12 protein-coding genes and 1 pseudogene are annotated in these 14,894 nt (G+C 65.1%); 9 read left to right on the top strand and 4 right to left on the bottom strand.

Translation table 11 applies throughout. The features are described from left to right. Positions 1-181: 181 nt before the first annotated feature. Entirely contained in the window at positions 182-1,075 is an 894-nt protein-coding gene (locus BJA_RS06995) for a YihY/virulence factor BrkB family protein (protein ID WP_011084192.1), read from the top strand. Here BJA_RS06995 and BJA_RS06990 read toward each other — a convergent pair. Together BJA_RS06990 and gluQRS are read right to left on the bottom strand one after the other, a co-directional pair. Then, a complete protein-coding gene (locus BJA_RS06990; protein WP_011084191.1) occupies positions 1,002-2,264 on the bottom strand; it encodes an ATP-binding protein in 1,263 nt (420 codons plus the stop codon). The two genes, BJA_RS06995 and BJA_RS06990, sit on opposite strands and share 74 nt — an antisense overlap. A gap of 72 nt (positions 2,265-2,336) precedes the next feature. After that, positions 2,337-3,242, bottom strand: a complete 906-nt coding sequence (gene gluQRS / locus BJA_RS06985) for a tRNA glutamyl-Q(34) synthetase GluQRS (protein ID WP_011084190.1) — start codon at positions 3,240-3,242, stop codon at positions 2,337-2,339. A gap of 178 nt (positions 3,243-3,420) precedes the next feature. Here gluQRS and BJA_RS06980 point away from each other — a divergent pair, with 178 nt between their 5' ends. The 6 genes and pseudogenes from BJA_RS06980 to BJA_RS06955 all read left to right on the top strand — a co-directional run bounded on the left by BJA_RS06980 (position 3,421) and on the right by BJA_RS06955 (position 9,643). After that, entirely contained in the window at positions 3,421-4,161 is a 741-nt protein-coding gene (locus tag BJA_RS06980) for a DNA-3-methyladenine glycosylase family protein (RefSeq protein WP_011084189.1), read from the top strand. Then, entirely contained in the window at positions 4,158-5,243 is a 1,086-nt protein-coding gene (locus tag BJA_RS06975) for a DUF2855 family protein (RefSeq protein WP_011084188.1), read from the top strand. Before BJA_RS06980 ends, BJA_RS06975 begins: the two co-directional genes overlap by 4 nt. 139 nt (positions 5,244-5,382) lie before the next feature. Beyond that, positions 5,383-7,160: pseudogene (locus tag BJA_RS06970) on the top strand (flavin-containing monooxygenase). A gap of 123 nt (positions 7,161-7,283) precedes the next feature. Then, complete coding sequence (locus BJA_RS06965; RefSeq protein ID WP_038965351.1) at positions 7,284-8,258, top strand: peptidyl-alpha-hydroxyglycine alpha-amidating lyase family protein; 975 nt, start codon at positions 7,284-7,286, stop codon at positions 8,256-8,258. Positions 8,259-8,473: 215 nt separating this feature from the next. Then, entirely contained in the window at positions 8,474-9,031 is a 558-nt protein-coding gene (locus tag BJA_RS06960) for an HNH endonuclease (RefSeq protein WP_028173554.1), read from the top strand. 9 nt (positions 9,032-9,040) lie between these two features. Next, positions 9,041-9,643 carry a hypothetical protein gene (locus BJA_RS06955; protein WP_011084184.1) on the top strand — a complete coding sequence of 201 codons (603 nt, stop codon included), beginning with the start codon at positions 9,041-9,043 and terminating at the stop codon, positions 9,641-9,643. Positions 9,644-9,654: 11 nt separating this feature from the next. On the opposite strand, the gene BJA_RS06950 is transcribed toward BJA_RS06955, so the two are convergent. Both BJA_RS06950 and BJA_RS06945 read right to left on the bottom strand, forming a co-directional pair. Continuing rightward, the gene (locus BJA_RS06950; RefSeq protein WP_011084183.1) at positions 9,655-11,118 is read right to left on the bottom strand and encodes a GH1 family beta-glucosidase; all 1,464 of its coding nucleotides are present in this window, start codon (positions 11,116-11,118) and stop codon (positions 9,655-9,657) included. Between the two features lie 2 nt (positions 11,119-11,120). Next, a complete protein-coding gene (locus BJA_RS06945; RefSeq protein ID WP_011084182.1) occupies positions 11,121-12,122 on the bottom strand; it encodes a glycoside hydrolase family 16 protein in 1,002 nt (333 codons plus the stop codon). A 460-nt stretch (positions 12,123-12,582) separates the two neighbouring features. Between BJA_RS06945 and BJA_RS06940 the strand changes: the two genes are divergently transcribed. Together BJA_RS06940 and BJA_RS06935 are read left to right on the top strand one after the other, a co-directional pair. Further along, the gene (locus tag BJA_RS06940) at positions 12,583-12,804 is read left to right on the top strand and encodes a dodecin (RefSeq protein WP_011084181.1); all 222 of its coding nucleotides are present in this window, start codon (positions 12,583-12,585) and stop codon (positions 12,802-12,804) included. 179 nt (positions 12,805-12,983) lie between these two features. Beyond that, positions 12,984-14,888 (top strand): sensor domain-containing diguanylate cyclase, encoded by a 1,905-nt coding sequence (locus BJA_RS06935; RefSeq protein WP_038965350.1) that lies wholly within the window; start codon positions 12,984-12,986, stop codon positions 14,886-14,888. Positions 14,889-14,894 lie beyond the last annotated feature (6 nt).

Below are 14,894 nucleotides of genomic sequence, written 5' to 3'. Positions count from 1 at the left end.
TCTGGGTCGCGCTTTGCGCGGTCCCGTCACATCGCCCCAGAATGACGACTGGGTTGGTCGCCGATCTGGCTTTTAAGCCAATAATATCAGAAGCTAGCTGGATGATTTCTGATCTGCATAGGTCGCCTGTCTTCTTTGCCTCTCCCGGCAAGCGGGGAGATGGTATGCGCCGGGGCAAGCCGTGAAAGCCATCCGCTACATCTACGTCGTCGTGATGGATGCGTTCTACACGTTCCTGGCCGACGACGGCTGGGCGATCGCGAGCCACATCGCGCTGTCGACATTGATGGCGCTGTTCCCGTTCCTGATCGTGCTGACCTCGCTCGCCGGCTTCTTCGGTTCCAAGGAGCTCGCCGACCAGGCCGCCAGCCTGATGCTCGAGGTCTGGCCCAAGCAGGTCGCCGACAGCCTTTCCGGCGAGATCCACGACGTGCTGACCACGACCCGCACCGGCGTGCTGACCATCGGCGCGGCGCTGTCGGTCTATTTCGCCTCGAACGGAGTCGAGGCGCTCCGCGTCGCGCTCAACCGCGCCTATGCGGTGGTGGAGATGCGGCGCTGGTATTGGCTGCGGCTGGAATCGATCGGCTATACGCTGGTTGCGGCCTTCACCGCGCTTGCCATGGCGTTCCTGATCGTGCTCGGCCCACTCATCATCGAGGCGACGCGACGCCACATCCCGCTGTTCGTCGAGTCCAACGAGAGCATCCTCACCTGGCTGCGCTACGGCATCACCATCGGCGCGCTGGTGGTGGCGCTGATCATCCTGCATGCGTGGGTGCCGGCGGGGCGGCGCAGCTTCCTCCAGATCCTGCCCGGCATCGTCTTCACCATGGTGGCGTCGCTGATCTCGGGCATCGTGTTCGGGCAATATCTGGCGCGCTTCGCCAACAATTACGTGACGATGTATGCGGGGCTGGCCTCGGTGATCATCGCGCTGGTGTTTCTGTATTTCATCGCCGCGATCTTCGTCTACGGCGGCGAGCTCAACGCCGCGATCATCAAGTCGCGGCTACCTCACGGCGTGTCGCTTCAAGCAGCGCAGTCGCTAAAGCACGCGGAGACACGGGCTTGACCAGGAAGGCGTCGGCGCCCGCCTCGCGCGAGGCCGCCTCGTCCTCGCCGCGCCCGGAGACGCCGATGATGGGTATTTGAGCGAGCGGCGCCGGCATGGTGCGGATCCGCCGGATGGCCTCGACGCCGTCGATGCCCGGCAGCACCATGTCCATCAGCACCGCGTCGAAAGCCCCCTGTGCCAGCCGGTTCACCGCGTCCTCGCCGCGCCCGATGAACTCGGCATGATGGCCGAGCTCGGTCAAAATGGTGTTGAGCACGACGCGACCGAACGGATTGTCCTCGACGCTGAGCACGCGCAGCGCGGCCGCCGCATCGGCCTCGGCTTCGCCCTTCGCCTTGCGGGACCTGGCCGGTCCCGCCGCGTCCAGCGACACGGTCAATGTGAAGGTGGCGCCGCCGCCGCGCCGCGGTGCGACCGAGATGTCGCCACCCATCCCGCGCGCCAGCTGCTTCACCGAGGATAGCCCCAAGCCCGCGCCGCCGAAGCGCGAGGCGATGGTGACATTGGCCTGGGTGAACGGGCGGAACAGCCGCTTGATCTCGGCCATGGTCAGGCCGATGCCGCTGTCGGACACCGCGAAGGCGACGCCGACCCTGCCCTTCATCTTGTCGTTTTTCTTGCCTTTGGTTGGACGCCAAGGCGCGACCACGAGCGCCACGCCGCCCTGGTCGGTGAACTTCACCGCATTGTCGATGAGGTTCTCGAGTGCAGCGCGCAGGCGGACGGGATCGCCGACCACCAGCCCTGGCAGCTTTTCGGAGAGCTCGACCTGGGCCTGGAGGCCCTTGGCCGCGGCGCGCCCGGCGAGCGAATCGCCGGCGCTGCGGGCCAGCGCCCGCAGGTCGAACAGATCCTGCCGCAGCGCGCCGCCACCCTTCCCGGTTCGGGCGGCGTCCACGAACAGGGTGGCGAGGCTCGCCAGATGCTCGGCACCGGCCTTGATGGTGTCAGCCCAGCGCCGCTCCCGCTCCCCGAGATCCGAGGTCGCGAGCAGGTCGCTGATCGCGAGAATGCCGGTCAGGGGCGTGCGGACCTCATGGGCAAAGGCGGCAAGCGCCGCCTGGACCACGTCCGGCGCGACCACTTTGGTGGTGCGCTTGCGCACCTTTCCGGCCGCCCCGGACCGCTTCCGAGGCAATCGCCTGGACGTCCGCGTAGTGCGCGCTGGGCGCGTTTTCGCCGCCATAATTCCCCTTCGAAGTATCCCCTTCGAACCCCCGGGCCGTCAGTCGAGCATGGCACGGCGGAACCCCTGGAGTCACGGCGGTGTTTGGCTAAACCCCAGAGAAACTTCACCTAATCCCACCAGAGCGCGGATGCCGACGGGCGATGCACCGGCGTCGCGTAACTCCCGCAAGCCGGTCGAGCGGCTCGATTTCGACAGCTTCCGCCCGGCTTCATCCCGAATCAGGGCGTGGTGGCGGTAGGCGGGTTCCGGCAGGCCAAGCAGGGTTTGCAGCAGGCGGTGGACGGAGGTGGCGTGAAACAGGTCCTGGCCGCGCACCACCTCGCTGATCCCCTGGAGGCCGTCGTCGACGACCACGGACAAATGGTAGCTGGTCGGCGTCTCCTTGCGAGCCAGGATCACGTCTCCCCAGGCCTCCGGCCGCGCGGGAACGACGCCCCTCTCGCCGTCCGGCCCCTCGCCGAGTTCATTCCAGGCCAGACTGGCAACGCGCCAGCAGGCGGCCGCCATGTCGAGCCGGAGCGCATAGGGCGCGCCGGATGCGATCAACCGCGCCTGCTCGCCGGCGGACAGCGACTTGGCGTCTCCGGGATACAGCGGCGCGCCGTCGGGATCGCGCGGCCACGGCCCATCGGCCTCGCGCGCGGCCACAAGTCTTGCGATCTCGGCGCGGCTTTCGAAGGCGGGATAGACGAGGCCGAGCGCAGAGAGCTTTTCCAGCGCGGCGCGGTAATCGGAAAGATGCTCCGACTGCCGGCGCACCGGTGTTTCCCAGGCAATGCCGAGCCAGGCGAGATCCTCGTAGATCGCCGCCTCGAACTCAGGCCGGCAGCGCGTCGCATCGATGTCCTCGATCCGCAGCAACAGCCGCCCGCCGGCCTCCCGCGCGCGGTCGAAGTTGAGCAACGCCGAATAGGCGTGGCCGAGATGCAGGAAGCCGTTCGGGCTCGGAGCAAATCGGAAAACGGGTGGCGACATATGACAGGATCTCGTGATGGCCGGGCTTGACCCGGCCATCCATCTTCCATGACTCTGTTACGATGGGAGATGGATGCGCGGGTCCCGCCTACGCCGAAGGCATCAACGGGCTTTTCGGTATTGGGCCAGCGCAGCTTTAGCAGAGACGGCAAGCCCGCGCATGACGAGTTAGGCCACAATGACCATCCACCTCGAAACCCAGTCCGATCTCGAAGAGGCCGTCCACGCGCTGGTGAAGCGCGATCCTCGGCTCAAGCCCGTGCTTGCGGCTGCGGGCATGCCGGCCTTGCGGCGACGCGAACCGGGCTTCCCCGGGCTCGCGCATATCGTCTGCGGGCAGCAGCTCTCGACCGCCAGCGCCGCGGCGATCTGGGGACGGCTGTCGGCCGCATTAGATCCGTTCGATCATGAGGCGGTGGGCCGCGCGCGCACCGACCGGCTGGGACGGCTTGGCCTGTCCGCCGCCAAGATCAAGACGCTGAAACATCTTGCGCGCGAGATCACGGCGGAGCGGCTGAACCTCGACGTGCTCGCCGAGGAAGATGCCGACGCCGCGCATCACACGCTGATCTCGCTGCCCGGCATCGGACCGTGGACCGCGGACGTCTATCTCCTGTTTTGCCTCGGCCATGGCGATGCCTGGCCGGCCGGCGACCTCGCGGTGCAGGAGGGCATCAAGATCGGCCTCGGCCTTCAGGCACGGCCGACGGAGAAGCAGATGGTGCCGCTCGCCGAACCCTGGCGTCCGCTGCGCGGCGCGGCGGCGCATCTGTGGTGGAGCTATTACCGCGCGGTGAAGAAACGCGAGGGCGTGCTCGCGGGCGAGGCGAACGCCGTTTTAAACAATGTTGCTGTTGCAAAGCCCTCACAGGTGAAAGAGAAGATGCCGGCACGAAAAAAGCCGGGACCTTCGCCATGACCTCGACCGACTTCGTCGTTGCGCGCAACGATCTCGAGCAGTGCAAGCTGATCGAGACCGCCATTCCGGATGCAGCCGCGCTGCCGCAGGATGCGCTGCTGGTGAAGGTCGAGCGCTTCGCGCTCACCGCCAACAACATCACCTATGCCGTGATGGGCGACGAGCTGAAATACTGGCAGATCTTTCCGGCGCCGCAGGGCTTCGGCAACATTCCGGTGTGGGGTTTTGGCGAGGTGATCGCCTCGAAACATCCCGGCGTCGCAGCCGGCGAGCAGTTGTTCGGCTATTTTCCGATGGCGACACATCTCGTCATCGAAGCCACGGACGTCAGCAAGCGCGGCTTGCGCGACGGGGCTGCGCATCGGCAAGGCGTGGCGCCGGTCTACAATCTCTACTCCCGCGTCACCGGCGACCCCGCCTACGCAGGCCGGCAGGGCGACTACCAGGCGCTGCTGCGACCGCTGTTCATGCTGTCGTTCCTGGTCGACGACTTCCTCGCCGAGAACGATGATTTTGGCGCGCGGACCGTGCTGCTGTCGAGCGCCTCGAGCAAGACCGCGTTCGGCCTTGCGCATCTGTTGCACACACGCGGCCGCAAGGTGATCGGCCTGACCTCAGCCGGTAATACCGGCTTCGTGACGTCGCTCGGATGTTACGACGAGGTCGTCACCTATGACCGCGTGACGTCCTTGCCATCGAATGCGCCGGTCGCCTTCGTCGACATGGCCGGCAGCAGCGCCCTGCGCGCCGAACTGCACCGGCATTTTGGTGACCAGATGAAATGCTCGGTGCGCGTCGGTTTGACACATCGCGCCACCGAGGCCGACGAAGGAGCCCTGCCCGGCGCAAAACCGCGCTGGTTCTTCGCGCCGGACCATATTCGCAAGCGGGCGAAGGATTGGGGGCCTGGCGGCATCGAGCAGCGCTTTGGCGCGGCATGGTCGGGCTTCGCGCCGCTGCTGGAGAAATGCCTGCGTGTGATCGAGAGCCGCGGGCCGGAGGCGGTGCAGCGCATTTATCTCGGCACGTTGAAGGGGCGCATTCCGCCCGAGCAGGGCCATATGCTCTCGCTGCTCGGGTAAAGCGCTTTTGACATCGGCTGATCCAGTATAGCGTTCGACCTCTATTATTATTGGAGCATGATCTCTTCGGAAAACCGCTACACACTTTTCCGGATCATGCTCCAGAGGAAACGCCGCGAAGACGGCCACGAGGTCGCGAATGCTGGACAGGACGAAGGATATTTCCGTCGCCGCGCAGGCCTGGCTCGATGAATTCGCGGGCGCGCTAGGCAATCCGGAACCCGCCGCCGCGCTGGACCTCCTCTTCCTCCCCGACAGCTTTTGGCGCGATGTGCTGGCGCTGAGCTGGAACTTGCAAACGCTGGCCGGCCGCCGCGCAATCGCGCAGGCGTTGGCCGCGCTCGCGTCCAGGGCTGCGCCGACCCATTTCGAGATCGCACCGAACCGTGCGCCACCGCGCTGGGTGACGCGCGCCGGCACCAGCAACATCGAAGCCATCTTCAATTTCGAGACCGCGCTCGGCCGCGGCAGCGGCATCCTGCGGCTCGTGCCTGATAGCACCGACGGCGACCGGTTGAAGGCGTGGACGCTGCTGACCGCGCTCGACGAGCTCAAAGGCTTCGAGGAACAGCTCGGCACGTCACGGCCGCGCGGCCAGGCCTATTCGCGCGATTTCCGCGGGCCGAACTGGCTCGACCAGCGCAACACGTCGCGCGACTACGCCGATCGCGACCCGGCCGTGCTGGTGGTCGGCGGCGGCCAGGCCGGGCTCGCCATCGCGGCACGGCTGAAGCAGTTGAAGGTCGATACCTTGATCGTCGATCGCGAGGCGCGGATCGGCGACAATTGGCGCAAGCGCTATCACGCGCTGACGCTGCACAACCAGGTGCAGGTCAATCACCTGCCCTACATGCCGTTCCCGGCGAACTGGCCGGTCTATATCCCCAAGGACAAGCTCGCCAACTGGTTCGAAGCTTACGTCGACGCGATGGAGCTGAACTTCTGGACCGGCACCGAGTTCGAGGACGGCGCTTACGACGAGGCGAAAGGCCGCTGGACCGTCACGCTGCGCCGCGCGGACGGCGACAAGCGCACCATGCATCCGCGCCATGTAGTGATGGCGACCGGCGTCAGCGGCATCGCCAATGTTCCAGACATTCCGACCCTCGACAATTTCAGGGGCACGCTGGTGCATTCCAGCCGCTACGAGGACGGCGAAAACTGGACAGGCAAGCGCGCCATCGTCATCGGCACCGGCAACAGCGGCCACGACATCGCGCAGGATCTTTATTCCAGCGGCGCCGAGGTGACCCTGGTGCAGCGCTCGCCGACGCTGGTCACCAATATCGAGCCGTCGGCGCAGTTGGCCTATGCGACCTACAATGAGGGCACGCTCGAGGACAACGATCTGATCGCGACCTCGATGCCGACGCCGCTGGCGAAGAAGACCCATGTGATGCTGACGGAGCAGTCGAAGGAGCTCGACAGGGAGCTGCTCGACGGCCTCTCCCGCGTCGGCTTCAAGCTCGACTTCGGCGAGGCCGGCACCGGCTGGCAGTTCAAATACCTCACCCGCGGCGGCGGTTATTATTTCAACGTCGGCTGCTCCAACCTCATCGCCGAGGGGGCGATCAAGCTCAGGCAGTTTTCCGACATCGAAAGCTTCGTCGCCGAGGGCGTTCGGATGAAGGACGGCACGACCATTCCGGCCGACCTGATCGTGCTCTCGACCGGCTACAAACCGCAGGAATATCTGGTGCGAAAGCTGTTCGGCGATGGCGTAGCCGATCGCGTCGGCCCGGTCTGGGGATTGGCGAAGGCTTCGAGCTGCGCAACATGTATGCGCGCACGAAGCAGCCCGGCCTGTGGTTCATCGCCGGCAGCCTCGCCCAGTGCCGGATCAACTCGAAATATCTCGCGCTCCAGATCAAGGCCATCGAGGAAGGGATTTTGGGGCGTGAGGTGGATACAAGGTAACACACACGTCATTCCGGGGCGCGCGTAGCGCGAGCCCGGAATCCATCTACCCCCGGGATATGCGGCCCGATGGATTCCGGGTTCACGCTACGCGCGCCCCGGAATGACAAGAGGAGAAACCCAATGCCAGCCATTCTCGGCACCGGCGAGCACCGCTACCGCGTCGTCGAAAACTTCGCGAAACTTCCGGACGGCTGGCAGCTCACCGACGTCGCCGCGGTCGCGGTCGACAGCCTCGACCGCGTCTATGTCTTCAACCGCGGCGCCCATCCGATGGTGGTGCTGGATCGCGAGGGCAATTTCCTGCGCAGTTGGGGCGAGGGCCTGTTCTCGCGCGCGCACGGCCTGCACATCGATGCCGACGACAATCTCTACTGCACCGACGACGGCGACCATACCGTGCGCAAATGCACCAGCGACGGCAAGGTGCTGCTGACGATCGGGATCCCCGCAAAGCCGGCACCGTTCATGAGCGGCGAGCCGTTCCACCGCTGCACCCACACCGCATTGTCGCCGAAAGGCGAGATCTATGTCTCCGACGGCTATGGCAATGCGCGCGTGCACAAGTTCACGCCGGACGGCAAGCTGATCAAGAGCTGGGGCGAGCCCGGCACCGACCCCGGCCAGTTCAACATCGTGCACAACATCGCCACCGATTCCGATGGCTGGGTCTACGTCGCCGACCGCGAGAACCATCGCGTGCAGGTGTTCAATGGCGAGGGCAAATACGAGACGCAGTGGAACAACCTGCACCGGCCCTGCGCGCTGTGCTGCTGCGGCGGCAGGAGCCCGACCTTCGTGATCGGCGAGCTGGGCCCCGGCCTCGATATCAACCGCAATGTGCCCAATCTCGGCCCGCGGCTGTCGATCGTGGACGCCAAGGGAAATCGCATCGCGCGGCTCGGCGGCGAGGAAGGTCCGGGTGTGGCCAGCGGCAAATTCCTGGCCCCCCACGGCATCGCGCTGGACTCGAAGGGCGACATCTACGTCGGTGAGGTCGGTGTCACCAACTGGGCGACAAGCTTCCCGGACCAGGAGATGCCGGCCGTCGTGCGCGCAACCCGGTGCTTGCAGAAGCTGGAACGGGTACGGGAGTAGCCGCCGCGGCAAGCCACGACGCGCCGCCAAAGGCGGTTCCGCGCCAGTTGCCGGCCCCTCCTCGAATCACGGCGTTTTTGAGCGCTTTTGCCACCCCGCCGCCGCATTGCCTGCGCCTGAATAAGTCGCTCAACGGGCTTCACAATCCCGTCACGCTGCATGTAGTATGTCAATACATGCTGCTTCGCAGCGTACATGGAGGCCGGGAGCGTTACTTGAACGCACATGTCTCGCAAGGCAGTTGGCCGGTGTTGGTGCTGAATGCGGACTTCCGGCCGCTGAGTTACTACCCACTGTCTCTGTGGTCGTGGCAGGACGCGATCAAGGCGGTGTTCCTCGACCGCGTCAACATCGTCGCGCATTACGATCAGGCGGTCCGAAGTCCCACGCTGGAAATGCAGCTGCCGAGCGTGGTCTCGCTCAAATCCTTCGTCAAGCCGACCACCCACCCCGCCTTCACCCGGTTCAACGTCTTCCTGCGCGATCGTTTCGCCTGCCAATATTGCGGCTCGCCCGAAGACCTCACCTTCGATCACATCATCCCGCGCAGCAAGGGCGGCCAGACCACCTGGGAAAACGTGGTCGCGGCGTGCTCGCCCTGTAATCTGCGCAAGGGCAATCTCACCCCGGCGCAGGCCAAGATGTTTCCGCGCCAGAGCGCCTTCGCGCCGACCGTGCACCAGCTCCACCGCAACGGCCGCATGTTCCCGCCGAATTACCTGCACGACAGTTGGCTGGACTATCTCTACTGGGATACCGAACTGGATCCGTAGGAGCTACGGATGATGCAGCCGGGCTTCCCTCACCGCGTGCTGTCAGCGGCGGTTTCAATTGCACTCGGATTTGGATGGCCTACCTCCGTCTACGCTCTCGATTGCGCGAGAATTGCCAACTTCGAATCCTTCGATAACCATGTCGATCAGGCCAAGAGGGCCGAGGACCTTCGGGCCCGCGAGGCTCTGGCCAATCTAAGCCCAATCGTCCTGAGTGGCCGCCTTGCCAAGGTTCGCCCGCTGCCCGGTCCGGGGACAAACCTGCCAACCGAACTGCTGACATTCGTAGACGTCAAGATTCTGCGTGGCGATTTACCTCGGAGCAGGATCGATCGCAGGGCAGTCATCGCGAGTTACGAGTGGTGCGATGGAGGCTGTACCGAGGAGCAGCAGCGGTGGCACCCAGGCGCATTGCTCACAATTGGAGTTGCGGCCGCGGCTAACGCGGCGGACAAAATGAGCGTGGGCCGGATCAAAAGCGGGCGGATCGACGGCCAGTTTGGTCCATGCGGCGGCGGGGTTCTTTCGCCGCTCGAATTGAAACTGATTTCCACGCCCCCCGAAGAAATCGCGCGGCTGGAGCACGAATACCCGATCCGCAAGCGTCAATAGGCAATAGCTCCTCAAACCCCGATCGCGTTCCTCGCCACCACGTCGCGATAGAACGCCGCGCTCAGTTTCGCGACCCTCGCCTGTGTCTCGAAGTCGACCCGGTAGAGGCCGAAGCGTTTGCCGTAGCCAAAAATCCACTCGAAATTGTCCATCAGGCTCCAGAGGAAATAACCGCGGATCGGCACGCCCTCGGCGACGGCGCGCTGCATCTGGGTCAGATAGTTGCGCAGGAACATGATGCGGTCGAGGTCGTAGACCTGACCGTCGGCGGCGATCCTATCCTCGGACGAGGTGCCGTTCTCGCTGATGTAGATGGTCTCGATGTTCCAGATCTTCGCGGCAAGGCGCGGCGCCCAGTAGATCACTTCGGGGCCGACCCGCAGCCATTCCGAATTCATGTGCGGGAACGAGGTGGGGAACGGCAGCACATGGAAGCCGGGCGCGCGGTCGGAGGCGGTGACATAGAACTGCGGCGCGTAGATGTTGAGGCCGACGAAGTCGGTCGGCGCACCGATGATCTTCAACTCCTCGGCGGTGAATTTCGGCGCGTCCGCGCCGGCGTAGGCGAGGAAGCCGTCGGTATATCTGCCCTCCAGCACCACGCCGAGGAAGCCGGCATTAAGCTCGCGCGTCGCGATCTCGGCGGCACGGATGTTTTCCGCCGTTGCGATCGCCGGCACGCAGGCCGCGATGTTCTCGGCTGCGCCAACCCTTGTGCCGGCGCGCCCCGAGGCGCGAATCGCCTGCACCGCAAGCCCGTGCGCCAGCGCGACGTGATGGCGGGCCTGGTTCAGCTGCACCGCCGGCAGCTTGAGGCCGGGCGCGTCGATGCCCCAGCCATAGCCGAAATTCACGAAGCGCCCGACCTCGTTCACGGTGAAGACGTTCTTGACGCGATCAGTCAGGCGTGCGGCGACGTACGCAGCGTAGTCGGCAAAGGCCTTCGAGGTGTCGCTCGACTGCCAGCCGCCGACGCGGTCCTGGAGCGCCTGCGGCAGGTCCCAGTGATAGAGCGTCGCATAAGGCTCGATGCCGCTCGCAAGCAGCTCGTCGACGAGGCGGTTGTAGAAATCGAGCCCCTTGGGATTGGGTTGACCCGTCCCATCAGGAAACACCCGCGGCCAAGCGATCGAGAAGCGGTAGGCCCTGACGCCGAGCGCCTTGATCAGCGCGACGTCCTCCCTGTAGCGGTGATAGTGCTCGTTGGCGCGGTCGCCGGTGGAGCCGTCCTCGATCTTGCCGGGGGTGTGGCTGAAAACGTCCCAGATCGATTTGCCGCGGCCGTCCTCGTTGACGGCGCCTTCGATCTGGTAGGAAGAGGTCGCCGTGCCCCATAGGAAATCCTTGGGGAAAGGCGCACCGCGCCCGGCCGATGCTGGCGTTTCGCTCTCCGCAGCGCCGACGCCCGTCGCTGCTCCCAACGCGGCAAGGCCCGCCAGTTTGGCAAAATGACGCCGCGAGAAATCCGCTGACATATCTATCTCCGCGCCTGCTCCATATCGATCTGATAGGCGGAAATCCGGTCGATCTCGAATGCGACGCTCGGCGGCGATTCCGCATCGACGGGACCGACGCCGACGAAGAACTTCGATCCGATCGCGAGATTGACGATCAGATACATGGGATCGTCGAAGCCGATCGGCACCTTGATGTCGGAGACCGGCTCGCGGTCGATGAAGTAGACCAGGCGATCCTCCTCCCACAGCACACCGTAATTGTGGAATGTGCTCGAAGCGTCGCCGACCGCGAAGTCGAAGCCGCAGGATTGGATCTTCTGGGTCGACGGAATCCGCCAATGCGTCGTCATCACGAGATCGCCAGGCCGCTCGCCGCGGCCTTCCAGCACATCGACCTCCGGCGGCCAGCCGCCGTCGTCCGCCAGCATCCAGAACGCAGGCCACACCGCATGGCCGACCGGGACCTTGGCGCGGATTTCGAAATAGCCGTGCTTCTGCGCGAACCTGCCCTGCGTGGTCAGGATCCCGGAGATGTACTCGTTGTTGAACAGAACGGACTTCAATTCCTGCGGCGTGCGGCTCGCGACGATCGAGAGCACGCCGTCCTTCACCTTGAACGGATCAAGCCCGAGCGGCGCCGATGCGCGCCCCGTGTAGCGCGGATCGACATAGATCTGCTGCTCGCCATTGGCGCTGGTCTTGCGCTTGAAGTCGGAGCCGTCGCCGCCCCAATAGCGCGCCTCCGGCCACGCCGCGCCGCCGGCATAGTGCGGCACCCAGCGTCCGCCCGACAGCGGGTGCTCGTCGAAATCCTCGTTGAACGTCCGCCGCAACGGCAGGAACATCAGCGAGGCAGGATTGACCGTTTCGAGCTTGCGGCATTCGATCATCGACGGATCGGTCGTCACTTGCAGCGACATGGTGCCGGGCGCGCCGTCGAGATCGTCCTGCACTGCGCCGATCGCGGGCACGGCGGACAGACTGATTGCGACCAAAGCGCTCTTCGTCCAACGGCCGATCATCGCTGCACATCGAAGGTATAAGGAAGCGGATTGAGGCTAACGCGCCCGCATTGGCGCGAGCAAGAGCGGCCATGCGGCGGCGCACGAATTTGAGGGTACCGCCCGCAGGCGGGAGCCATATTTTCGTGCACTTGCACAAACCGGGAACCAGCGGTGTGGGCGGGCCGGCGCTCCGTCAGGTTCGAGGTCGCCGGCGGCATATGGCTTCAGGCCCTGGACCAATCCACCGCAATACGACTGCTGACGGCGCCGCTCGCATTTCTGTCGGTCGGCATCGGCTATCTCTTCTTCACCGCGGCAACACTCGCGGGCGCGGCCTGCTCCACCTTGGCTGGCATGCGGGCCATCACGGAGCACGGAACCCGAAGCGCGGGCGTCCGTTCAATCTGGAGGCCCAACGCTCTCGAATACACTGCGGGAGCGGTATCCGGGCCCGTCAAAGCACAGGGGAAGACGCGCCATGCCCACAGCCGAGAAAGATCACGTCTACAAGATCCTGGAACTGGTCGGATCGTCCGAGACCTCGATCGAGGATGCGATCAAGAACGCGGTCAGCCGCGCCGCCAAGACCATCCGCGAGATGAAATGGTTCGAGGTGGTGCAGACGCGCGGCCACATCGAGAACAACGCCGTGCGCCACTACCAGGTGACACTGCGCGTCGGGTTTACACTGGAGGAGTGAGGCAGGAACGCCGGGCGGATCCGGCGTGAGGTCAGCGTGGTTAACATCAGCCGACGATAACCCGTCGAAACATCGAGGACCGGTTCCGGCCGAATACGGGATTCGCACAATCAGCGCGGATGACGCAACAGGCCGTTAAGGCGAAAGTGAGAGGTTTGCACCGAAATGGAGCAAGCCTGATGAATACGGGCCGCGACCTCGGGAAAACGCGTCTTCCGCTCTGGGCGGCGGGTTTCGTCATGCTGACTTGCTTCGCCATCCTGGGCCTGAGCGGCTGGCGCGAATGGGAAACGCGCAATGCCGAGCTCAGGACCGCCGAAATCGACGTGACCAACCTCGCGCAATCGCTGATCCAGCATGCCGACGACACGTTCGAGCTCGTCGATACCATCCTCGTCGGGCTGGTCCATCGGCTCGAGCTCGATGGAACGGGTCCGGACACGATCGCAAAGCTCCAGACCTATCTGCCGACCCGCAAATCATCGGACCGCATCCGCGGCATCTTCGTCTATGACGAGACCGGCCGCTGGCTTGCCACGACCGAGCAGATCGACTTCTCCAAATTCAACAACAGCGACCGCGAATATTTCCAGCGTCATCGCGACTCGCCGGATCCGGGCACGCTGATCGGACGCCCCGTCAAGAGCCGGGCCGGCGGCCAGTGGATCATCACCGCGTCGCGCCGGGTCAACCATCCCGACGGCAGCTTCGCCGGCGTTGCCCTGCTCACGATCGACGTCAGCTATTTCGTCAAGTTCTACGAGCGCTTCGACCTCGGTCCGCACAGCTCGGCGTCGCTGCTGAACAACGACGGCATCATGCTGGCGCGCAGCCACGACGAGAGCGGCGCCTTCGTCGGACGCGACCTGTCCAACGCGCCGTTGTTCAAGCAATGGAAAAGCCGTCCGGCTGCGGCAGTCTACTATTTCAAGTCGCCGCTGGATAACGTGCAGCGGCTCAGCTACTACCAGCGCAGCAGCCGCTATCCCCTGATGGTGCTGGCGAGCAAGTCGCAAGACGACGTGCTGGCCCCTTGGCGCCGCGCGGCGAGCGCACGCATGACCGTTGTCGTCGGCCTCGTCCTGCTGATCGCGGCGATCGGCTTTTACCTGGTCCGTCAGCTCTTGCAGCGGCAGCGCATGGCACAGGCTCTGATCGCCAAGGAAGCCCATTTCCGCCTGCTGGCCGAGCAATCCAGCGACATGGTGACCCGGATCGGACTGGACAACCGGCTGATCTACGTTTCTCCGTCATGCGCGCGCATCATCGGCTGGTCTTCCGACGAACTCCTGGGGACGTCGGCCGTGGCCGGGGTTCACGCGGAGGACATGGAACGGGTCGAGCAGGCCATTGCCGCGCTGAAGAATGGCGAGGCCGAGGAGGCGAGGTTCGTCTACCGTCAGCGCCATCGCGACAAGGGCGAGATCTGGGCCGAGTCGGCCCTGCACGTGACCCGGGCATCCGACAGCGGCGAGATCGACGGCGTCGTCGCGGTGGTGCGCGACATGACCGAGCAGAAGGACTTGCAGAACAAGCTCGCCTCGCTCGCGGCGACCGACGGCCTCACCGGGCTCGCCAACCGGCGCGCATTCGATGAGCGCCTCGCGGACGAATGGGCCCGCGCCCGCCGCGATGGCACCCAACTCTCGCTCCTGCTGATCGACGTCGATCATTTCAAGGCGTTCAACGACCATTACGGACATTTGGCCGGCGACGGCTGCCTGCGTGCGCTGGGGCGGATCCTGTCCGCTCATCCCCGGCGGCCGGCCGACTTCGCGGCGCGCTACGGCGGCGAGGAGTTCGCCGTGCTGTTGCCAAACACCGATGCCGACGGCTGCGCCAGGGTCGGCGAGGAGATTCGCGGTGCGTTGCGCGACCTCGCCATGCTGCATGCACAGAATCCGCCCTCACGGCTCGTCACCGCGAGCGTGGGCGGCGCGACGGCGTTTCCATCCGAGACCACGACCGACTCCAGCGCGCTGGTGGCGGCCGCCGACCGCGCGCTCTATGCCGCCAAGGACAGCGGCCGCGACCGGCTGGTGATGTCGGGACAGGTCGTGCCCTGGCCCGCGAGGAGCGCGTGACGCAGT

The sequence above is a fragment of the Bradyrhizobium diazoefficiens USDA 110 genome, from assembly GCF_000011365.1.
Taxonomy (GTDB): Bacteria; Pseudomonadota; Alphaproteobacteria; order Rhizobiales; family Xanthobacteraceae; genus Bradyrhizobium; species Bradyrhizobium diazoefficiens.
This window is presented reverse-complemented; position numbering and strand designations above follow the sequence as displayed.

Bases quoted from the DNA above. Each gene is read 5' to 3' on its own strand.
- gluQRS (WP_011084190.1), bottom strand. From the start codon at position 3,242: ATGTCGCCACCCGTTTTCCGATTTGCTCCGAGCCCGAACGGCTTCCTG.
- BJA_RS06975 (WP_011084188.1), top strand. From the start codon at position 4,158: ATGACCTCGACCGACTTCGTCGTTGCGCGCAACGATCTCGAGCAGTGC.
- BJA_RS06990 (WP_011084191.1), bottom strand. From the start codon at position 2,264: ATGGCGGCGAAAACGCGCCCAGCGCGCACTACGCGGACGTCCAGGCGA.
- BJA_RS06940 (WP_011084181.1), top strand. From the start codon at position 12,583: ATGCCCACAGCCGAGAAAGATCACGTCTACAAGATCCTGGAACTGGTC.
- BJA_RS06980 (WP_011084189.1), top strand. From the start codon at position 3,421: ATGACCATCCACCTCGAAACCCAGTCCGATCTCGAAGAGGCCGTCCAC.
- BJA_RS06935 (WP_038965350.1), top strand. From the start codon at position 12,984: ATGAATACGGGCCGCGACCTCGGGAAAACGCGTCTTCCGCTCTGGGCG.
- BJA_RS06945 (WP_011084182.1), bottom strand. From the start codon at position 12,122: ATGATCGGCCGTTGGACGAAGAGCGCTTTGGTCGCAATCAGTCTGTCC.
- BJA_RS06950 (WP_011084183.1), bottom strand. From the start codon at position 11,118: ATGTCAGCGGATTTCTCGCGGCGTCATTTTGCCAAACTGGCGGGCCTT.
- BJA_RS06955 (WP_011084184.1), top strand. From the start codon at position 9,041: ATGATGCAGCCGGGCTTCCCTCACCGCGTGCTGTCAGCGGCGGTTTCA.
- BJA_RS06965 (WP_038965351.1), top strand. From the start codon at position 7,284: ATGCCAGCCATTCTCGGCACCGGCGAGCACCGCTACCGCGTCGTCGAA.